Raw genomic sequence first — 20,467 nt, 5'->3', positions numbered from 1 at the left:
GCAGCGCAAAGTCGCTAAGCTGGCAGGCATGACTTTTGATCCGGCGTCGTACGAGTTCACCGTTCCTGTTGGCCCTGCACCCATTCGTGCCTCCACCGTTCTCCCCGCGAGGCGCGAAAACGTTGAGCTGCGCACCGAAGACGGCCACACCCTGGTGGGGGAACTGGCGCTGCCCGAGTCCGGAGAGATTACCGCGACGTTGATCACGCTTCACCCACTGCCCACGCACGGGGGGTTCATGGACTCCCACGTGTACCGGAAAGCGTCGTACAGGCTTCCGGCACTGGCGGGCGTAGCGGTGCTGCGGTTCAATACGCGCGGAACCTCTTCTCCCCGCGGCACCAGCGAGGGAGCCTTCGAGGAGGGGATCGGCGAGAGGTTCGACGTCGAGGCGGCCGTCCGCTTCGCCGTCGAACGCCAGCTCCCGAACCGCTGGCTGGTGGGCTGGTCCTTCGGCACCGAACTCGCACTGATGTACGGCGCAGTTGAACCGGTGGCCTCCCAGGTCGAAGGGGCAGTGCTGCTGTCCCCGCCGCTGCACCGGGCAACGGATGCCCACCTGGGTGCCTGGGCGGCGAGCGGCAAACCCCTGACCGTGCTGGTGCCCGAACACGATGATTATCTGCGGCCCGAGGCCGCGGCGGACCGCTTCCGGCTGGTGCCGCAGGCCCGCGTTGTGGGGGTCGACGGCGCCAAGCACCTTTGGGTGGGCGAAAAGTACGCCGCGCGGGTACTTAACGAAATCGTGGATGAGGTTACGGAGGCTGGATCCGGCCCGGAAGGCCTGCCTCAGGAATGGAACGGCCCGGCAGCCACTGCTGCGGCCTAGTGCTTGTCCTGGCGGACGATATAGATCTCCTTGACCAGCAGGAGGATGGCGGCTGCGGTGGGGATTGCTATCAGGGCGCCCAGGATGCCCAGCACGCTGCCGCCGGCGATCACGGAAATAACGGCTACGGCTCCCGGCACTGCCACGGCCTTCTGCATGATGCGGGGCGAGATGAAGTACGCCTCAAACTGCAGGTAGGCGAAGTAGCAGATCGCGTAAATCGCGGCCGTCTGCCAACCCTCCGTCAGCGATACCAGGAGCACCACCACCGCCGCAATCAGTCCGCCCACCAGCGGGATGAATGCCAGCAGAGCCACCACGAAGGCGAGCAGGACGGCAAACGGGATGCCCAGGATGGACATCACCACAAACGCGAAGGTGGCATTGAGCAGCGCGACGCACGCCTGTCCGATGACGTAGTTGCCCACTGAGCGCGTGATTTCTTCGGAGAGCGCCTGCACGCGCGGCCTGCGCGACCGGGGTGCCAGGCGGTAGCCCCACTTCTTCATGGCCGGGAGCGCCGCGAGGAAGTAGAGGCTCAGCACCAGGACGATCAGGGTGCCGAACAGCCCGTTGGCCACCGTTGAGCCGAATCCCACCACCCCACCGAAGATGCCGCCCATGGCCTCGGGGTTATTGACGAACTTGTCCAGTTCGTCCTCGATGCGGTCCCGGACGCCGAACTGGTCATCCACGCTTCGGAAGAAGTCCGAATCTATAAAATCGCGCACCCAGACCGGTGCCTGTTGGACGATTTCCGTGACCTGCTCCACGATGGTGGGGATCAGGGTGGCAAAGAATCCCACCACCGCGGTGACCAGCACTGACACCGAGACGAGGATGCCGGCAGGGCGCGGAATTTTCCTGCTTTCAAGCCAGCCGACCACCGGATCCAGGCCCAGGGCAATGAAGAGGGCGGCGACTATCCAGAGGAGTAGTTGGGTGGTGTTGGAGCCGATCCAGTAGACCAGGAGCGCCAGCCCCACGCCCACTGTGCCCATGAACCCGAGGTAGAGCGGGTGTTGCGGCGAGATTCGTGGACCTGGCTGGCCAAACTGCGGAGGTGACTGCACCGAATCGGAGTCGGCAGACTCTTCCTGCTGTGAATACTCGGGAGGCATCTCAAAGCGGAGCCGGGGCTGCGCACCGGGCAGCGGCTGGCGGAGCCTTCGTAATACGGATCCCAAGGCAGCCGCGGCGCCTGATCGCCGGACCAGGACAGGCCGCTCCGGCCCCGTACGCTGCGCGGGAACAGCGGGTGGATTTTCCTGTCCCGCGGGGGATTCTTCCGTCTTGTCAGTCACTGCTTTTTGGGGCCTGTTCCGTGCGTGGCGCCGCGGCTGCGGGCCGGTGTGATGATCATCGCAAACACTATCAGCAGCCTTGTCAACAGCCGGGAGGATCGCCTGTCCAGGAGCGGCTGGGACGCGCGCGGCAGGCCCCCGACTGAGCTATTGGTAACAAAACGGTTACTATTGAAAGCAAACCCCCGCTGATGATAGGTGTTTCCTTTGCGTTTCAAGACTGCAGTCGCACTCGTGCTGCTCGGCCTCCTGACACTTCTGGCCGGTATCGGCCAGAAGACCATCTGGGCTCCGTCCGAGACCTTCACGGCCTCGGTACCCACAGATGCCGCCGAGGCGCCGTTGACCGTCATTGACCAGAACCTCCGCACGCTTCACGGCGGCACGGTAAAGATCAACATCAAGGGTGATGGCAACTTCATCCTCGCTGCCGGCCGTCCGGACGACGTTGACGCATGGGTGGGCCAGGCCGCCCACAACACCGTCACGGGGGTCTCCGAAGACAACAAGTCCCTGACGGTGGAGCACGCCGACGGCGAAGCCACAGCCCCGAACCCCGCAGGATCAGACCTGTGGGTGTCCAGTGAAAACGCCAGTGGCGAACTGGACTACTCGTGGACCCCTCCCGCAGACGGTGAATGGTCGCTGCTGCTGGCCTCTGACGGCACGAAGGCTGCCCCGGGCACAGTGTCGATGACGTTCCCGAACGACATCTCCACGCCGTGGGCCATTCCGCTGATGGTCATCGGCGGCCTGCTGATCCTCGCCGGCATTGCGTTGGCTATCCTTTCTGCACGAACCCGGAACGGCGACGGCACCGGCCAGGGAAGCCTGTTCGCCCAGCGGGCCCGCGCCAAGGCCGAGACACGCTCCACGGCCCGCCTGGGCATGGTGAGTGCAGGCATGGTCACAGCAGCTGTCACGGCAGCCGTCGTAGCCGGAACGGGCGCGGCCGCCAACGCAACCACAACTCCTGCGCCTTCATCGGAGCCCACAGCTTCCGCCTCCGAAGCGGCCGCTCCATCCTCGCGTGTCCTCCTGGACGCGCAGTTCCGCCGCATCCTGGAGCAGGTCTCCAGTGCCACTGACGCCGGCGACGCCGCCAAGGACGCCGGCAAGCTGGCCGATCGCGTCGCGGGAACCGAGCTGGAAGTACGGACCCAGAACTACAAGATCCGCTCCCAGGTGGGTGCCTACGAGGCACGGATGCCCGTTCGCTCCACGAAGCTGCTCACCACCGTTGTCACTAGCAAGCGTGACTGGCCGCGCCAGGTCCTGGCCGTGACCCAGGGCGACGGCAACGTGGTGCCCCAGCTGCTGACCCTGGTACAGCCGTCACCGCGGGAGAACTACAAGCTCGTGGAAACCACCCCGCTGCAGCCGGGGACCACGTTCCCGTCCATCGGCAGGAGTGGCACGGAGACCCTGGCTCCGAACGACAAGACCGGCCTGCTGTACAGCGGGGAGGAGGCCCTCGCGGGCCTGGCAGACCGCCTCAGCTCCCCTGACTCGAGCTTCAAGGACAAGCTGGTGGAAGGTGAGTCCTCGCCGTACATCGCCGACACACTCTCCTACCAGGCTGAAGTGGTCAAGTCCGGTGAGAACGGCAACTTCTCCTTCACCCACAAAGTCGTGCCGGAAAGCACAGTGGTGTTCCGAACGGCCGACGGCGGTGCCCTGGTTTTGGGTCGGTTGAACTTCGCGTTCGACGGCACTCCCAAGGCTTCCGGCGACAAGCTCACCATCGGTGACGACGCAGCGGCGCTCGCCGGAGGCAAGGAAACCACCACCGGCATGGTGCTGAACTTTGCTGAGTCCATGGCCGTCTATGTCCCGCCGACCGGCTCAACGGACCCCATCAAGCTCGTTGCCGCCACCCGTGGACTGGTCGGAGCAAGTTTCAAGTAGGCAGGCAGCAGGGCACAAGCCCGCTGTGCATTACCCCCGGCAGCGGCCGGAGTGGCTAGAGTGGAAAGCATGAGTTCGCCAGCTTCCCGCCCAGTCCCTCCAGCCGCTGCCAGCCTGCTTAACCTGCGAGGCGCCGTCGACCTTTCCGCACTGAAACAACGCCAGGCGCCGGCTCCCGGTCCCGGAAACGTGCCCGGCAATGCGCCGGGTAATCCGCCCCTTTCCGGGGACGCCGCCGGAACCTCCGAGGCCGGCCCGGCACCGCTGCGGGTCAATGTCACAGAAGGAAACTTCCAGGACCTGGTGGAGCTCTCCACCAGGGTGCCGGTGGTCTTCGCCCTCTGGGCCGCCTACTCACCGGAATCTGCCGGAATGCTGGACACGCTCGAACGAGTCGTCAACAGCTATGGCGGCCGCCTGGTTCTGGGCACAGCCGACATCGATGCTTTTCCGCAGCTCGCACAGGCCTTCCAGGTGCAGGCAGTTCCTACCGCCGTTGCCGTGCTCAAAGGCCAGCCGGTCCCGCTGTTCCAAGGCGGCGCGGACGAGGCACAGGTAAGGGCGCTGCTGGATGAACTGCTGAAAGTCGCGGCCGCCAATGGCGTCACCGGCAGCCTGGGCAATGGAGCACCCGCGGACGCCGAACCCGCGCCGCTTCCCCCGCTGCACCAGGCCGCCTACGACGCCATCGAGGAGGGCGATTATCAGGCAGCGGCCGCCGCCTACCGCCAGGCGCTGCTGGAAATGCCAGCAGACGCAGAGGCCAAGGCCGGCCTGGCTCAGGTGGAAATGATGGCCAGGCTGCAGCCGCTGTCCGCCCAGGACACCGAGGCGCTGCGGACCCAGGCAGCCGAGGAGCCCGATAACCTTGACGCCCAGCTCGCCGTTGCGGACCTGGACGTTGCCGGCGGCCACGTCGAAGACGGCCTCAACCGCGTGGTCAGCTTCATCGGGAGGAACTTCGGCCCCGAACGGGAAACGGCCCGTGTCCGCCTCCTGGAACTTTTCGACGTTGTGGGCACCACCGACGAACGCGTGGCGAAGGCGAGGCAGAACCTGGCCCGGGTGCTGTTCTAGTGTCGGCGCTGTTCCGGCCGCTGAGGCTGCGCTCCCTGGAGCTGACGCACCGCGGCTGGGTGTCACCCATGTGCCAGTACAGCTGCGAACCCGACGGCGCCCCCGGAGTCCCCAACGACTGGCATCTGATGCATTTGGGGTCCTTCGCCGCCGGCGGCGCTGCCCTCATCCTCACGGAGGCGGCGGCCGTCAATGCCGAGGGGCGCATCAGCCCGCGGGATGCCGGACTGTACAACGACGAACAGGCCGAGGCCTGGCAACGGATCACGGACTTTGTGCACCGCCACGGCGCCGCGGAGCCGAAGATTGGCGCCCAGTTGGCCCACGCCGGGCGGAAGGCATCCACGTACTGGCCGTTTTCGGGCCAGCGCGGCAGCGTGCCGGAGTCCGACGGCGGCTGGGCCACAGTGGGCCCGTCGCCGTCGGCCTTTGACGGCTATGCCGAACCCGTCGAGATGACCGAGGAACAGATCCAGGGGGTGATCAGCGACTTCACTGCCGCCGCCATCCGGGCCGTCGATGCCGGTTTTGACACCCTGGAACTGCACGGGGCACATGGCTACCTCCTGCACCAGTTCCAGAGCCCGCTGACGAACACGCGGACCGACTCCTGGGGCGGGGATGAAGCTGGGCGGAACCGCCTCGTGCTCGCCGTGGTCGACGCCGTCCGGAAAGTCATGCCGGAGTCCATGCCACTGCTGCTGAGAATCTCCGCTACTGACTGGGCGGAGGGTGGCATCGACATAGAGGCCTCCGTCCGCCTGGCTGCGCAGGCCCATGAACACGGTGTTGACCTCATCGACGTCTCCAGCGGGGGAGCGGTGGCCCACCAGCAGATCCAGCCGGGACCCGGATACCAGACCGGCTTCTCCGCACGGATCCGACGGGAAACCCGGGTACCCACCGGCACCGTGGGCCTGCTGACCTCGCCCGGCCAGGCCGAGCACGCCGTCGCCACCGGACAGGCTGACGGTGTGTTCATCGCCCGTGCCGCGCTGCGGGACCCGCATTGGTGGCTCCGGGCAGCCTTCGAACTGGGGCATGATCTGGCCTGGGCCCCGCAATATGAACGTGCCGTGCCGCGGCATTCCTTTTAGGCGGCCCTACTCCTTTGTCCCTACTCCTGCGGGAGGACCCCCCACACGGGACCGTAGGGCTACTCTGGCTTTATGACTGCTCCGCATCCTGATCCGGTGGTGCACGCCGGCCCGGTTCCCGCCCTGTCCATCCGCGGGCTCGCCAAGCGTTTCGGCGGAAAAATCGCCGTTGACGGTATCAGCCTCGACGTCCCGGCCGGCTCATTCTTTGGCATCGTGGGACCCAACGGTGCCGGGAAGACCACTACCCTGTCGATGGCCACCGGCCTGTTGCGGCCGGACTTCGGCACCGCGGTGGTCCATGGCGTGGACGTCTGGACCAGGCCGCTGGAGGCGAAGAAGCTGATGGGCATCCTGCCCGACGGAGTGCGCCTCTTTGACCGGCTCACCGGAGAGCAACTGGTCACCTATGCCGGGCTGCTGCGCGGAATGGAGAAAGACGTGGTGTCCGCCCGCGTGGGCGAGCTGTTGTCTGCCCTGGACCTTGGCCAGGACGCGGGCACCCTGGTGGTGGACTACTCGGCAGGCATGACGAAGAAAATTGCCCTTGCCTCGGCTTTGATCCATGCGCCCCGGGTGCTGGTGCTGGACGAGCCTTTCGAATCAGTAGATCCTGTATCGGCCTCAAACATCCGCGCCATCCTGGACCGTTACGTCGCCTCCGGCGGGACGGTGATTGTCTCAAGCCACGTCATGGACCTGGTGCAGCGCATGTGCGACCACGTCGCTGTGGTAGCCGGGGGCCGGCTGCTCGCTGCCGGGACGGTGGACGAGGTCCGGGCCGGCGCCTCCCTGGAAGAGAGGTTTGTCCAGCTCGTTGGCGGCCGCAACCACACGGAAGGCCTGGAATGGTTGCGCACCTTCTAAGGCTGAAGCTGACCCTGCTCCGCAATGGCCTCCGGCGCAGTCCCTGGCAGCTGGTGGGCATGGCCATCGGCGGGCTGTACGCGCTGGGGCTCGTGGGCGCCCTGGTGGTGGCGCTGGTCCTTTTGCGCGGCGCGGACCCGGAGCTGGCCCAGACCGTGGTGGTGCTCGGCGGCTCGGCGGCCCTTGTGGGATGGGCCATTATCCCCCTGGCCGCGTCCGCTGCGGACCTGACCCTGGATCCTGCCCGCTTCACCACGTCCGCCATCCCCATGCGGCAGCTCCTGACCGGCCTGGCACTTGGCGGGCTGATTGGCATTCCCGGCCTCGCCACTGCACTGGTGGCGCTCGCTACCGTGTGGACGTGGGCCCGCGGACCCTTGCCGGCAGTCGCCGCCTTGCTGGGTGCCGCCGTCGGCGTCCTCAGCTGTATTGTCCTGTCCAAGGTGGTGACCACGGCAACCGCCAGCCTTGCGTCGTCGCGGCGCTTCAAGGACGTCAGCGCCATTGTCTTTATGATCCCGCTCATCATGATGGGCCCGATCGTGGCGGGCGTGAGCAGGGGTGTCTCCGCCTCTACGGGCTTCCTGCCGGAGTTGGCGGCCACGTTGTCCTGGACGCCCCTGGGGGCTGCCTGGTCACTCGGCGGCGACGTTGCCTCCGGGAACCCGGGTTCGGCGGCGGTGAAATTCCTTATCGCCCTGGCAACACTCGCTGGCCTCGCCTGGTGCTGGAAGCTCTTGCTTGAGCGGGCCCTCGTCAATCCGCCCTATGCCGGAAGCGGGAGCCGGAAAGGCGGAAAGCTTGGCTTGCTTGGCCTGCTGCCGGCCACTCCTGCCGGTGCCGTCACGGCGAGGGCGTTGACGTACTGGCTGCGCGATCCCCGTTACTCAGGTTCACTTGTTGTGGTTCCGCTGCTGCCCATCCTCCTCGTCTTCCAAGGCAGCCAAAGCGGTGACTATGCCACCCTGGCGCTGGCAGCGCCTTTGGCCGCATTCTTGCTGGCGTGGTCCATCTCGGCGGATGTCTCCTACGACAACACGGCTTTCGCCCTGCACCTGGCCACCGGTGTGAAGGGAACCGATGACCGGCTCGGCAGGGCGCTCGCCTGCCTCACCTTCGCCCTGCCGGTGGTGCTGATCTTCGCCGTGGGCCAGTGCTTCTTCACGGGCAGCTGGGATGCACTCCCGGCCCAGCTGGGCCTCAGCCTGGGCATCCTGTTCACCGGGCTGGGCTTATCGTCCGTGGTCTCGGCACGCTACACGGTGGCCGTGCCGTTGCCCGGGGACAGCCCGTTCAAGAAGCCCCCTGGCAATGTGGGCCAGACCCTGGCGGTGCAGTTCGTAGGGATGGGAGTCCTGAGCCTGCTGGTCCTGCCTGAGGTGGGGCTGTTCATCGCGCAGCTTGTCACTGGCAACCCTGCCTTCGGGTGGGCGAACCTGGCCGTCGGACTGATGCTGGGGCTGGCGCTGTTTGGGGCAGGGATCCGGCTGGGCGGCAAGTGGCTTGACGCCCGCGGACCCGAACTGCTGGCCCAGCTGACCGTTAACCGCTGAATCCGCAGAACTCCAGAAAGGTGGCCCCGAGTGGAAGTTGTCATCCTTCCAGGCAGCAAACAGATCGGGAAACTGGCAGCAGACGCCGTCGAAGCGCTGCTGCGTCGAAAGCCCGCCGCGGTTCTGGGGCTTGCCACGGGCTCCTCGCCCCTTCCCGTCTATGACGAACTGGCGGCACGGCACGAGCGTGACGGGCTGGACTTCAGCGCGGCGCACGCGTTTGCGCTGGACGAATACGTTGGCCTGGAGCCCGGGCACCCGGAGTCTTATCGCGAGGTGGTCAGGCGCGAGTTCACCAACCGGGTGAATATCCTCCCGGAGAACGTGCACACTCCGGATGGTGCCGCCGAGGACCTTCCGGCTGCCTGCGAGGCCTATGAGGACCAGATGCGGTCCATGGGGGGAGTGGACCTGCAGCTTCTGGGCGTTGGCACGGACGGCCACATCGGCTTTAATGAGCCGGGCTCGTCGTTCGCGTCCCGGACCCGGATCAAGAGCTTGATCGAGCAGACGCGCCGGGACAACGCCAGGTTCTTCAACAGCCTCGCAGAGGTGCCGCACCACGTGGTGACGCAGGGGCTGGGCACCATCCTTGAGGCTAAGCACGTTATCCTCATCGCCACGGGAGCGCAGAAAGCCCAGGCTGTCCGTGACTTTGTGGAAGGGCCTGTCGCCGCCATCTGCGCGGCCTCGATCCTGCAATTCCACCCGCATGCCACCATCCTGCTGGACGAGGCGGCAGCGTCGTCGCTGAAACTCGCTGATTTCTACCGGCACACTTACGACAACAAACCCGCCTGGCAGGGGCTATAGGCGCAGGGGCCGTGAGAAGCGAAACGGTCCTCCCGCCGTCGGACGCCACTCTCCCGGAACGGCTAAGATGGATGCCATGACTAGCATGACGGACCCTCTCGAAAACGACCCGATGCGCGAGCTTTCCGGGGCTGGAACGTCCACGGCCACTATTGAGCGCGAGGAACTGCGCCAGGAAGTTGAGCCCGGTGACCGGGAACGCTTCTCGCATTACGTGCGCAAAGAAAAGATCATGGAATCCGCGCTGACGGGTGAGCCCGTCATTGCCCTCTGCGGCAAGGTGTGGACGCCGGGCCGGGATCCGCAGAAGTTCCCGGTATGCCCCATGTGCAAAGAGGTTTATGAAGGCCTCCGCCCGGGCAACGACGGCGGCAAGGGTCCCGGAGGGGACTCGGGCAACAACAAGTAGTGACGGAGACGCTCTTTGGCGGCCCCACCCTGCCCCCGGCTTATCCGGAACGTGCAGCCTGGGGAACCGCCCCAAAACTCCGTGCCTGGCAACAGGAAGCCCTGGACCTCTACTTCACCACCGGCCCCCGGGATTTCCTGGCGGTAGCCACCCCCGGGGCAGGAAAGACCACCTTCGCGCTGCGTGTGGCGTCCATGCTCATCGAATCCGGGACGGTCAACCGTGTCACGATTGTTGCGCCCACCGACCACCTGAAACGGCAGTGGGCCGACGCCGCTGCCAAAGTAGGCATCGCCATCGACCCCAATTTTAAGAACTCCGATGGCCAGCACGGCCGCGGGTTCATCGGAGTCGCCGTCACCTATGCCCAGGTGGCCAGCAAACCTATGCTGCACCGGGCCAAGACGGAGGCCGCCCGCACCCTGGTGATCCTCGATGAGATCCACCATGGCGGCGAGGCCCTGTCCTGGGGCGATGGGCTGCGCGAGGCGTTCGATCCCGCTGCCCGGCGGCTATCGCTGACGGGTACCCCGTTCCGCTCGGATACGTCGCCCATCCCTTTTGTGGAATACGCGCAGGACCGGGACGGCATCCGCCGCTCCAAAGCGGATTACACCTATGGCTACGGCAACGCCCTGCGGGACCACGTGGTCCGTCCCGTAATGTTCATGGCGTACTCCGGCCAGATGCGCTGGCGCACCAGCGCCGGGGAGGAGATGGCGGCTTCGCTTGGCGAGGCTGCGGTCACGAAGGATATTACTTCCCATGCGTGGCGGACGGCGCTGAATCCGGCCGGAGAATGGATCCCGGCTGTCCTTGCCGGAGCGGACAAACGCCTCAGCGAGGTGCGTCGTACGGTCCCGGACGCCGGCGGCCTGGTCATCGCCACCGACCACGAGGACGCCAGGGCATACGCCGGGCAGCTGAAGCGGATCACCGGCGAGTCGCCCACGGTGATCCTGTCCGACGACGCCAAAGCCTCCAGCAAGATCGAGGAATTCACGGCCAGCGAGAAACGGTGGATGGTCGCCGTCCGGATGGTATCCGAAGGCGTTGACGTTCCCCGGTTGTCAGTGGGGGTGTACGCAACGTCTACATCCACTCCGCTGTTCTTCGCCCAGGCTGTGGGACGCTTTGTGCGTGCCCGGAAACGGGGTGAGACGGCATCGGTCTTCCTGCCGTCCGTGCCGCAGCTGATGGCGTTGGCAAACTCGATGGAGGCCGAGCGCGACCACGCACTTGACCGCCCCGAGAAGGAGGACGCCGACGGGCTGTTCAATCCCGAGGATTCCCTGATGGCGGAAGCGAATCGGGAGGACAAAGCGTCGGACAGCCTGACCAAGGGCAAGTTCGAGGCCCTCGATTCGCAGGCCTCGTTTGACCGTGTCCTGTTCGACGGCGGCGAGTTCGGCACCGGGGGAGAAGTGGGCTCGGAGGATGAGCTGGACTTCCTCGGCATCCCGGGGCTACTTGACGCCGAGCAGGTGGGCACGTTGCTCCGGCAGCGCCAGCACGACCAGCTCAACCGGAAGAACCGGCGCTCACCGGCGGCCGAACAGGCGCCGACCGCTCCTGCGATCCCGGACCACAGGATGCTCATGGACCTGCGCAACGAACTGGCCAAGAACGTGGCGGCCTGGTCCGCGCGGACCGGAACCCCGCACGGTGTGGTGCACACCAAGCTGCGGACGGTGTGCGGCGGACCCCCGGTGGCCCAGGCGAACGAGGAACAGCTGCAGTCAAGGCTGCGGAAGCTCCAGGACTGGTTTATCGGCAGGAAATAGCAGCCCGTTTGGAGCTGTCGTGACGTAAAGAGAGGAGTGGCCCGGTGCAGAGCACCGGGCCACTCCTGCAGGTGCCCGCCCTGCAATCAGGCGACGTCTACGCCCCCGAGCTCCATTTCGGCCACGGCGTCGTCGAGGTCTTCCGCGATTCCGGCGGTGAGGGAGCGGATGACCGTTACCGAGTAGCCCGCTTGGACCGCATCGAGGGAGGTTGCCATGACGCAGTAGTCCGTGGCGATCCCCACAACCACCACGTCCTCGACATCATGGCTTTGGAGCCAGTCATCAAGCCCGATGGCGTCGTCGGCTGCGGCGTAGCTTTCGGGATCACCGGCGGAGAGGGACCCGGGCTGGCGGTCCCCGGTGGGCACTGCGTCCTCGGGCGCCAGGAGCCCTTCGAATCCCGAGTACGCTGCTGCGAATTGGCCCTTCTGGAAATAGGCCTGGATGTATTCGGTGTCCAGGTCCGGATGGAGTTCTGCCCCTTTGGTCCCCGCAACGCAGTGCGGCGGCCAGCTGTCCTTGAAGTCGGGCTCCTCGGAGAAATGGGCACCGGGATCGATGTGCCAGTCCTGCGTGGCGACGATGTGGTCGAACTCAAGGTGATGTGCGTCCACGTAATCGCTGATTGCCGCGGCTACCTCCGCGCCGCCGGCCACAGCCAGTGAACCGCCTTCACAGAAATCGTTCTGGACGTCGACAATGATCAAGGCGCGTGACATCAGTACTCCTCGTAGATGGTGGGAATGGCGGCTTCGCCGCGCTGCAGCCGGTTGACCACGGGTGGAAGTTCGGCCATGGTGTCCGCGTGCCGCTGCCGGGCGCGAAGAACGCCTTCGTGCCCGGTCCAGCCCGGAAGGAGTTCGCCGTTCTTCATGAACTGCTGGAGCAGGGGCCGGTCGTTGCCGTCGTCCTCGGGTCGGTGTCCGATTCCTACTATTTCCTGGGTGGCGATTCCGTGCTCATTGAGCTTCCGCAGGGCGTACTTGCGCCCGCCCATGCTGGTCTTGTTCTTGGCAGCCTTCGCCACCGAGACGAAGTTGCCGTCGTCGTCGGTGCGGCTGACGAGCTTGTAGACCATGCTGGCAGTGGGTGCGCCTGAGCCAGTGACCAGTGACGTGCCCACGCCATACGAGTCGACAGGCGCGGACTGCAGTGCGGCGATGGCGAACTCGTCCAGGTCCGAGGTCACCACGATCTTGGTGTCCTCGTTGCCGAGTTCGTCCAGCAGCTGCCTGACCCATTGTGCCTGCGCGACGAGGTCGCCGGAATCCAGCCGCACCGCACCCAGCCGGGGCCCTGCCAGCTCGACGGCGGCACGGACTGCCGCTTCGACGTCGTACGTATCCACCAGCAGCGAGGTGGCCGGCCCCAGGGAGGCGATTTGCGCCTCGAAGGCCTCCCTTTCGGTGTCATGCAGGAGCGTGAACGAATGCGCGGCGGTGCCCACGGTCTTGATGCCGTAGCGGATCCCGGCTTCGAGGTTGGACGTGCTGTCGAACCCGGCGATGACGGCGGCGCGTGCGGCGGCCGCGGCGGATTCCTCGTGCGTGCGGCGGGATCCCATCTCGATGCAGGGCCGGTTGCCGGCCGCAGTGATCATGCGGGAGGCTGCGGAGGCGATGGCGCTGTCGTGGTTCAGGACGGAAAGCAGGTAAGTCTCCAGCATGCAGGCTTCGGCGAACGTTGACTCGACGATCAGGATGGGCGAGTTGGGGAAGTAGGCCTCGCCCTCCGGGTAGCCCCAGATGTCCCCGGAGAAGCGGTAGTTCGCCAGGTAGTCTAGCGTGTCCTGGTTGACCACGCCGGTCCGGCCGAGGAAATCCAGTTCCGCCTCGCCGAACCGGAAGTCAGCGAGCCCTTCCAGGAGCCTGCCCGTGCCCGCCACAATCCCGTAGCGGCGGCCGTCCGGCAACCGCCGTGCGAAGGCCTCGAAGACCGACCGGCGGTGCGCGGCGCCGGAATGGAGCGACGCCTGCAGCATGGTCAGTTCGTAGTGGTCTGTGTAAAAGGACGTGCGGGGATGGTCCCAGCCGGCAGAGGTACTCACAAAATTCACTCTAGTCCCCACCGGCTCCCAACGTCTCGCTTCGCTTCGCCGCGGGGCCCTCGCCGGCGTGGGCCCACCCAGCGTGGGCCTCCCCATAGAATGGACAGATGACCTTAAGCGTTGCGCTCGGCCCTGATACACAGGAGGGCACCCGGACCGGGACAGAGGCGTCCACCGACTCCCTGACCGCCCCGGACATCCCCTGGAACCTGGTGATCTGGAACGATCCCGTCAACCTGATGAGCTATGTCAGCTATGTTTTCCAGAGCTACTTCGGCTACTCCGAATCCAAGGCGAACAAGCTCATGATGGAGGTCCACAAGAAGGGCCGGTCCATTGTTGCGCACGGCAGCAAGGAACAGGTCGAACGCCATGCCGTGGCCATGCACGGCTTCGGGCTGTGGGCCACCGTGGAGAAGGCATCCGGAGGGCCGGGAGGAAATTCCGGCAAACCGGGCGGATCCGGGCAGGGACGAGGCAAGCGTGGCTAAAGCATTCAAATACGGACTCAAAGGCATCACCGGATTCCTCGAACCTGCAGAACGGGAACTGCTCCGCAGCCTGATCGATGACGTCATCTCGATGCTTCAGCCGGAGGAGCGGGCCAACCAGGATCCGCTGACTGCGATGATCGGGCTGGACATGGACGTCCAGGAACCCACCGACCGCGCGGTCCGGCGGTTGCTTCCCAACGTGATGAAGAACGACGACGGCGCGTCCCTGGAATTCCGCCAGCTCACCGAGCGTTCACTGCGGGAAACCAAGATCGGTGCCCTCCGGGCCGCCGCCCTGGACCTGGACAAAGACGAAATTCTCCTGACCCCTGAGGGCGCCCGACACTGGTCGATGGCCCTGAACGACGTCCGCCTGGTGCTGGCGGAACGGCTTGACATCCGGGATGAGGAGGACGCGGAGCACGTCCACCTCATGCAGGACTGGTCCCAGGCGGAGGACGTGGAGAGCTACCTTGCCCTCGTATATAACTTCGCCACATGGCTGCAGGAGTCGCTGGTCCAGGCGATGCTCCAGTCCTTGGACACGCGGGCCTGAATGCTGTCCTGTCCGGGCTCTCCTTTCCGGTGTGCGTCAGCCTCCTGCTTCGGGGATATATCCTGCAGTGTGACAAATTAGACATGAGTCGGCCGACACAATGTGATGGCCGCACCCACAGGGAAGACCTATCCTCGAATAATCATGACAACAGCCTCGAGCACGGATTCGACAGCAGCTGCGGCGGAGTCCCCAGCCAGCAGCATTCCCGGCGGTCACCTGGGATCCCGGCCCATCGGCGTCTTTGATTCCGGCGTCGGCGGACTGACCGTGGCGCGGTCCATCATCGACCAGCTGCCCAACGAATCGATCCTTTACGTTGGCGACACCGCCCATGGGCCGTACGGGCCGTTGCCCATCGCCGAAGTCCGGGCAAACGCCCTGGGCGTGATGGACGAACTGGTGGACTCGGGCGTCAAGCTGCTCACCATTGCCTGCAATTCGGCGTCGGCCGCTGTCCTGCGCGACGCACGTGAGAGGTACACCGCCAAATACGGGATTCCCGTTATTGAAGTGATCCAGCCCGCTGTGCGGCGGGCAGTGGCTGCCACCCGGAGCGGACGCGTGGGCGTCATCGGAACGTCCGCCACCATTGGGTCCCGAGCCTATGAGGACACCTTTGCCGCCGCACCGGACCTGGAGATCACGTCAGTCGCGTGCCCTGAGTTCGTCAGCTACGTCGAAGCAGGCATTACCACCGGCCCGGCGCTGCTCGCCATCGCCGAAGAATACCTGGCACCGCTGAAGGCCGCCGGCGTGGACACCGTTGTCCTTGGCTGCACCCACTACCCGCTGCTGACCGGGGTCATTTCCTACGTCATGGGCGAGGACGTGACGCTGGTCTCGAGCGCGGAGGAGACGGCCAAGGATGTCTACCGCGCGCTGGCAACCCACGACCTCCAGCGCACCACGGCAACGCCGCCCGAACACCACTTCATCGCCACGGGCGATGCCGGACAGTTCGAAGCGCTCGCGCGCCGCTTCCTGGGGCCGGAGGTCCTCTCAGTGCGGCACGTGGACCATGTTTCCGCCCAGTACCCCACAGGCAGCCTGGCCCGGATCACCCCTGAGATGATTGCCGCTGCGCAGAGCGGAGCCGGAAGCATCAGGCCCCAGCGGCGGTTGTCGAACTTCGTGGGCAATGCCGGCCGGGCCGGGGGTCCTGCCCAGTGAAGCTCACCATCGTTGGCTGCACGGGTTCCTTCCCGGGACCCGGCTCGCCGGCGTCCTGCTACCTGCTTACCGCCAACGACGGCGAACGGACCTGGAAGATCGTGATGGACCTGGGCAGCGGAGCCTTGGGCGCCATCCAGCGCTACACCGATCTCGAGGACATCGATGCGATTTTCCTGACCCACCTGCACCCGGACCACTGCATGGACCTGTGCGGGTTGCACGTGGCGGTCCGCTGGAAGCCAGGCGGCTGGGGACGCGGCCGGATTCCTGTGTGGGGTCCGGCGGCAACGGCCGACCGCATGGCAACTGCGTATGGCCTGGAGCTGGATCCCGGCATGCACGAGGAATTCGACTTCACCAACTGGACCGAACGCGAGTCCGTAACCCTTGGCCCATTCACCATCACTCCGTTCGCCGTGAACCACCCGGTGGAGGAGGCTTACGCCCTTCGGGTGGAGGTCACAGAGCCGGATAAGGAAGGCAACCTGGTCAGCCGGGTGCTGACGTACTCCGGGGATACCGATTCCTGCGCCGGCCTGGAGGAAGCGGCCAAGGACGCTGACCTCTTCCTTTGCGAGGCAGCCTTCGAAGAGGGCCGCGACGACGGCATCAAGGACGTGCACCTGACCGGCAAGCGCGCGGGCGAGGCGGCGGCGGTTGCCGGCGCGCGCCGGCTCCTGCTCACGCACATCCCCGTCTGGACCTCACCTACTACCGTCATGGCCGAGGCCCGCCCGGTCTTTGGCGGCGACGTCGCGGTCGCGGTGGCCGGAGTGCACTACACGATCTAGGAGTACGTGCCCGTTGGGTAAGTACTGGTACCGGGCCTGGGGTGGAGCACGGCAGGGGTGCCCGTGGCCGGGCTGCCCGCGGCTAGTCGATAAGCTAAAGGTATGACTTCAGAAGCAACCGCAGTGCCCGTGGTACCCGTAGTGCGCGCCGATGGCCGTACGCCGGACCAGCTCCGCCCCATCAGCATCACGCGCGGGTGGTCCAAGCAGGCAGAGGGTTCGGCCCTGATCGAGTTCGGCAACACGCGGGTCCTGTGCACGGCTTCGTTGACGGCTGGCGTTCCGCGCTGGCTCAAGGGCGAGGGCAGAGGCTGGGTCACCGCCGAATATGCCATGCTGCCCCGCGCCACGAACACCCGTTCGGACCGCGAATCGGTCAAAGGCAAGATTGGCGGGCGGACGCACGAGATCTCCCGGCTGATCGGCCGTTCGCTGCGCTCCATCATCGATACCAAAGCATTGGGCGAGAACACGATTGTGCTGGACTGCGACGTCCTGCAGGCCGACGGCGGAACCCGGACCGCGGCCATCACGGGAGCCTACGTTGCCCTGGCCGACGCCATCCGCTTCGCCCGCGACAACAAGCTGATCGCCAAGAACGCCCAGCCCCTGATCGACACCATCGCCGCAGTCTCGGTGGGCATTATCGACGGCGTGCCCATGCTTGACCTGCCCTACGTCGAGGATGTCCGGGCCGAGACTGACATGAATGTTGTGGTCACCGGGTCAGGGAAGTTCGTGGAAGTCCAGGGCACTGCGGAAGGGGCGCCTTTCGACCGTGACGAGCTGAACCAGCTGCTCGATCTTGCCCTCCTGGGCACAACCCAGTTGGCGGCGATCCAGCGCGAAACCCTCGCGGATGCCCTGTGAGCCCGGCAGCACCAGGCGGCGGCCTTCCGGATAGCGCCGGATTGGACAGCGCTGGATTGGATAGCGCCGGATTGGACGGCACCGTGCCCCGGCTGGTCCTCGCCACCCACAACGCGGGCAAGCTCCGCGAGCTGCGTGAGCTCCTGCGCGGCCAGGTTCCAGGGCTCGACGTCGACACCCAGGTAGTGGACGCCGCGACGGCCGGTGCGCCGGACGTCGTCGAAACAGGCGTGACGTTTGCCGAGAATTCGCTGCTCAAGGCCCGTGCCGTGGCCGAGGCAACCGGCATGGTGGCGATCGCCGACGATTCAGGGCTGGCTGTGGACGTCCTTGGCGGGGCCCCTGGCATCTTTTCTGCACGCTGGGCCGGCCGGCACGGTGATGACGCCGCCAACCTGCGGCTCTTGCTGGACCAGCTCTCCGACGTCCCGGACGGGCACAGGGGTGCGGCCTTCGTCTGCGCCGCAGCGCTCGCCGTGCCTGCGCCGGGCGGCACGGCCCACGAAACGGTGGAATACGGGCAGCTTGAGGGGATCCTGCTGCGCGAGCCCCGGGGTGTGGGCGGTTTTGGCTACGACCCCGTCCTGCAGCCGCTCGGCGAGGACCGCAGCTGCGCGGAACTGTCCCCGGAGGAGAAGAACGCGATCAGCCACCGGGGCAAGGCCTTCCGGGCCCTGCTGCCCGCCATCGTTGAGGCCCTCGCCCGGACGTAGCGCGGTCTCTGATGACACCGGATCGAAGAGACAAAGGAAGGGAGCCCTGCATAAGCAGGGCTCCCTTCCTTTGTGCAGGCGTTGTGCCGGCGGTGCTCTTCAGGACCTAGTCCAGGTTGGTCTTGCGCTCTTCAGCGGGGGCGTGCTCTTCGATGAATTCGTCCACCGCATCCGTTCCGAAGACGGCTGCCTGGCGCTTGGCCGAGATGCCGCGGAGTACTTCGATGCCGATCGGGATCACGGAGACCAGCACGATTGCGATGAAGATGATGTCCAGGTTGTCCCTGACCCACGGGACCCGGTCGCCCAGCAGGTAGCCCAGGAGAGTGACGCCGCTGCCCCAGAGAACAGCGCCGATCACGTTGAAGAGGAAGAATTTCTTCTTGTCCATCTGGGCCACGCCCACAATGACCGGAACGAAGGTCCGGATGATTGGAACGAAGCGCGCCAGGATGAGCGCCTTGCCGCCGTGCTTTTCGAAGAATGCGTGGGCGTTCTCCACGTTTTCACGCTTGAAAAGGCGGGAATTTGGTTTGTTGAAGATGGCAGGACCGGCCTTGGAACCGATCAGGTAGCCGGTCTGGTTGCCGATGATGGCTGAGACGGTGATCAGCAGTGCCAGCAGCCAGACATTGAACTTGATGGTGTCGGTGGCCACCAGCAGGCCGGCCGTGAACAGCATCGAATCGCCGGGCAGGAAGAAGCCCACCAGCAGGCCTGTCTCGGCGAAGACGATGCCGCAGACGAGCAGCACCACCCAGGGAGCCAGTGCAGGGTCGGCCAGGAAGACCTGGGGGTTCAGCCAGTCGGGCAGGAATGATGCCAGCTGCGGCTGGACCGGTCCTGCACCTCCCAGCATGGGCACGGCGAGGTCGCTGATCGCAAGAAAGTTCACCTACTCAGGGTACTTGACCTAGCCAGTGGCGGTGGCGCGGATGCCACCCGTCGCTCAGTGGACCAAGTACGGGAATCCGTTGCTCATCCTCGCCGCCACCCGCCCTCGTGCAGGTGATATCCGCGACAGCGCCGCCGTGGTGCCGCCGGAAGGGCCATGCGCGGCGGTAAAGTGTGGGCCGTGGGTTTGGACTTTACGGCGATCGACTTCGAAACGGCCAACGGCTTCCGGGGTTCACCGTGCGCGGTGGGCTTGACGAAGGTCCGGGGTGGAAAGGTCGTAGCCGAGGCGTCCTGGCTTATGCGGCCCCCGGCGAACCACGACCACTTTGACTACCATAACGTCCGGATCCACGGCATCCGGGCCGAGGACGTTGCCGGGCTGCCCCGGTTTGGTGAGCTGTTTCCGGAAATCGGTGCCTTCATCGGCGACGACATCCTTGCGGCGCACAATGCGGCCTTCGACCTCGGCGTCATCAGGTCAGGCCTGGAGGTGTCGGGCCTTCCCGGACCCGCCTACGACTACGTCTGCACCGTGATGCTGTCCCGCCGCTGTTACTCGCTGGTCTCCAATTCCCTGCCGTTCGCCGCCGAGGAGGCCGGCGTCCCGCTGGTCAACCACCACGACGCCGGGGAGGACGCGCGGGCATGCGCCGGCATCCTGATCGACATCGCGGCACGAAACGGGGCCAACAGCATCGCCGAGCTGTACCTGTCACTTGGCCTTGCCGTGCCCCACCAGCAGGCCTTCGATCCATCCCGGGACGCCCTGTCCAAGCAAAGCCTCGCTGCAATCGACGTTGCCGGCACCGGCGGCAGTGGCGCCGCCCGTCCACTGCCGTTCCGGTCGGGCTGGCCTGAGGAGGGTGCCAACCCGCTGCCCAATGGCGACGCCGAACCCGGCCATCCGCTGTTCGGCCAGACTGTCGTCTTCACCGGAGAGCTTTCCATGGCCAGGCCCGAAGCCAAGGTCCGCTCGGCAGAACTGGGCGCCCGGCCCGAAAGCAGGGTGACGGCACGGACCACCGTGCTCGTGGTGGGAGACGGGTTTGTGGCCTCGGACCTGCGCTCGGGGAGGCTGACCGGCAAAGCCCGGCGGGTCCTGGAACTGCACGAACGTGGCCAGATGATCGAAGTACTCTCCGAAGGCGAGTTCCTCCAGATGGTGGGCGGCTACGCCACTGCCGGCGTTGGTGCGGGAGCCCACCCGGCCTGATCCCTGGCGCAATTCATCTGGCGCAACAAACCTTCCACGCCGCCCGGTGTACTCCTAGCCTTGCAG

Annotated in this window: 20 protein-coding genes; 16 read left to right on the top strand and 4 right to left on the bottom strand. The window is 65.9% G+C overall.

Translation table 11 applies throughout. The annotated features are described in order from the left end of the window. The first annotated feature begins 28 nt into the window (after positions 1–28). Positions 29–829: an alpha/beta fold hydrolase gene (locus tag ACFC25_RS03775; RefSeq protein ID WP_337345863.1), complete on the top strand. Its 801-nt coding sequence runs from the start codon at positions 29–31 to the stop codon at positions 827–829. On the opposite strand, the gene ACFC25_RS03770 is transcribed toward ACFC25_RS03775, so the two are convergent. Further along, complete coding sequence (locus ACFC25_RS03770; RefSeq protein ID WP_376044095.1) at positions 826–2,133, bottom strand: AI-2E family transporter; 1,308 nt, start codon at positions 2,131–2,133, stop codon at positions 826–828. The two genes, ACFC25_RS03775 and ACFC25_RS03770, sit on opposite strands and share 4 nt — an antisense overlap. A gap of 207 nt (positions 2,134–2,340) precedes the next feature. Between ACFC25_RS03770 and ACFC25_RS03765 the strand changes: the two genes are divergently transcribed. The 8 genes from ACFC25_RS03765 to ACFC25_RS03730 all read left to right on the top strand — a co-directional run bounded on the left by ACFC25_RS03765 (position 2,341) and on the right by ACFC25_RS03730 (position 11,641). Then, a complete protein-coding gene (locus ACFC25_RS03765; protein ID WP_376044094.1) occupies positions 2,341–4,041 on the top strand; it encodes a hypothetical protein in 1,701 nt (566 codons plus the stop codon). 69 nt (positions 4,042–4,110) lie between these two features. After that, positions 4,111–5,118: a co-chaperone YbbN gene (locus ACFC25_RS03760; protein ID WP_376044093.1), complete on the top strand. Its 1,008-nt coding sequence runs from the start codon at positions 4,111–4,113 to the stop codon at positions 5,116–5,118. Further along, positions 5,118–6,215 (top strand): NADH:flavin oxidoreductase/NADH oxidase, encoded by a 1,098-nt coding sequence (locus tag ACFC25_RS03755; protein WP_376044091.1) that lies wholly within the window; start codon positions 5,118–5,120, stop codon positions 6,213–6,215. Before ACFC25_RS03760 ends, ACFC25_RS03755 begins: the two co-directional genes overlap by 1 nt. Positions 6,216–6,287: 72 nt before the next feature. Then, positions 6,288–7,082, top strand: coding sequence for an ABC transporter ATP-binding protein (locus tag ACFC25_RS03750; protein WP_337345867.1), 795 nt, complete (start codon positions 6,288–6,290; stop codon positions 7,080–7,082). After that, the gene (locus ACFC25_RS03745; RefSeq protein WP_376044089.1) at positions 7,064–8,635 is read left to right on the top strand and encodes a transporter; all 1,572 of its coding nucleotides are present in this window, start codon (positions 7,064–7,066) and stop codon (positions 8,633–8,635) included. The genes ACFC25_RS03750 and ACFC25_RS03745 overlap by 19 nt, the downstream gene beginning before the upstream one ends. A 30-nt stretch (positions 8,636–8,665) precedes the next feature. Further along, positions 8,666–9,448 (top strand): glucosamine-6-phosphate deaminase, encoded by a 783-nt coding sequence (gene nagB / locus ACFC25_RS03740; RefSeq protein ID WP_337345869.1) that lies wholly within the window; start codon positions 8,666–8,668, stop codon positions 9,446–9,448. Between the two features lie 67 nt (positions 9,449–9,515). Next, positions 9,516–9,857, top strand: a complete 342-nt coding sequence (locus tag ACFC25_RS03735; protein ID WP_066292415.1) for a DUF3039 domain-containing protein — start codon at positions 9,516–9,518, stop codon at positions 9,855–9,857. Continuing rightward, a complete protein-coding gene (locus ACFC25_RS03730; RefSeq protein ID WP_337345870.1) occupies positions 9,857–11,641 on the top strand; it encodes a DEAD/DEAH box helicase in 1,785 nt (594 codons plus the stop codon). The genes ACFC25_RS03735 and ACFC25_RS03730 overlap by 1 nt, the downstream gene beginning before the upstream one ends. Positions 11,642–11,727: 86 nt before the next feature. Here ACFC25_RS03730 and ACFC25_RS03725 read toward each other — a convergent pair whose 3' ends face one another. Both ACFC25_RS03725 and ACFC25_RS03720 read right to left on the bottom strand, forming a co-directional pair. After that, positions 11,728–12,363: an isochorismatase family protein gene (locus ACFC25_RS03725; RefSeq protein WP_376044087.1), complete on the bottom strand. Its 636-nt coding sequence runs from the start codon at positions 12,361–12,363 to the stop codon at positions 11,728–11,730. Beyond that, complete coding sequence (locus tag ACFC25_RS03720; RefSeq protein ID WP_337345872.1) at positions 12,363–13,691, bottom strand: nicotinate phosphoribosyltransferase; 1,329 nt, start codon at positions 13,689–13,691, stop codon at positions 12,363–12,365. Before ACFC25_RS03720 ends, ACFC25_RS03725 begins: the two co-directional genes overlap by 1 nt. Positions 13,692–13,798: 107 nt before the next feature. Here ACFC25_RS03720 and clpS point away from each other — a divergent pair, with 107 nt between their 5' ends. The 6 genes from clpS to rdgB all read left to right on the top strand — a co-directional run bounded on the left by clpS (position 13,799) and on the right by rdgB (position 18,291). Continuing rightward, a complete protein-coding gene (gene clpS, locus ACFC25_RS03715; RefSeq protein WP_337345873.1) occupies positions 13,799–14,182 on the top strand; it encodes an ATP-dependent Clp protease adapter ClpS in 384 nt (127 codons plus the stop codon). Then, on the top strand, positions 14,175–14,741 hold the full coding sequence (locus tag ACFC25_RS03710) for a DUF2017 domain-containing protein (RefSeq protein ID WP_337345874.1): 567 nt from the start codon (positions 14,175–14,177) through the stop codon (positions 14,739–14,741). The genes clpS and ACFC25_RS03710 overlap by 8 nt, the downstream gene beginning before the upstream one ends. Positions 14,742–14,846: 105 nt before the next feature. Continuing rightward, positions 14,847–15,914 (top strand): glutamate racemase, encoded by a 1,068-nt coding sequence (murI, locus tag ACFC25_RS03705; protein WP_376044085.1) that lies wholly within the window; start codon positions 14,847–14,849, stop codon positions 15,912–15,914. After that, positions 15,911–16,708: an MBL fold metallo-hydrolase gene (locus tag ACFC25_RS03700; protein ID WP_337345876.1), complete on the top strand. Its 798-nt coding sequence runs from the start codon at positions 15,911–15,913 to the stop codon at positions 16,706–16,708. The genes murI and ACFC25_RS03700 overlap by 4 nt, the downstream gene beginning before the upstream one ends. Positions 16,709–16,810: 102 nt before the next feature. Further along, complete coding sequence (gene rph, locus ACFC25_RS03695; RefSeq protein WP_337345877.1) at positions 16,811–17,578, top strand: ribonuclease PH; 768 nt, start codon at positions 16,811–16,813, stop codon at positions 17,576–17,578. 41 nt (positions 17,579–17,619) lie between these two features. Beyond that, positions 17,620–18,291, top strand: coding sequence for an RdgB/HAM1 family non-canonical purine NTP pyrophosphatase (rdgB, locus tag ACFC25_RS03690; protein WP_376044356.1), 672 nt, complete (start codon positions 17,620–17,622; stop codon positions 18,289–18,291). 106 nt (positions 18,292–18,397) lie between these two features. Here rdgB and ACFC25_RS03685 read toward each other — a convergent pair whose 3' ends face one another. After that, a complete protein-coding gene (locus ACFC25_RS03685; protein ID WP_337345946.1) occupies positions 18,398–19,171 on the bottom strand; it encodes a VTT domain-containing protein in 774 nt (257 codons plus the stop codon). Positions 19,172–19,366: 195 nt separating this feature from the next. On the opposite strand from ACFC25_RS03685, the gene ACFC25_RS03680 reads away from it, so the two are divergent. Next, positions 19,367–20,401 carry an exonuclease domain-containing protein gene (locus tag ACFC25_RS03680; protein WP_376044083.1) on the top strand — a complete coding sequence of 345 codons (1,035 nt, stop codon included), beginning with the start codon at positions 19,367–19,369 and terminating at the stop codon, positions 20,399–20,401. Positions 20,402–20,467 lie beyond the last annotated feature (66 nt).

This window comes from Pseudarthrobacter sp. NPDC055928 (assembly GCF_042270935.1).
Lineage (GTDB): Bacteria > Actinomycetota > Actinomycetes > Actinomycetales > Micrococcaceae > Arthrobacter.
The sequence above is the reverse complement of the archived record's forward strand: the minus strand, read 5'-3'. Positions and strand labels throughout refer to the sequence as shown.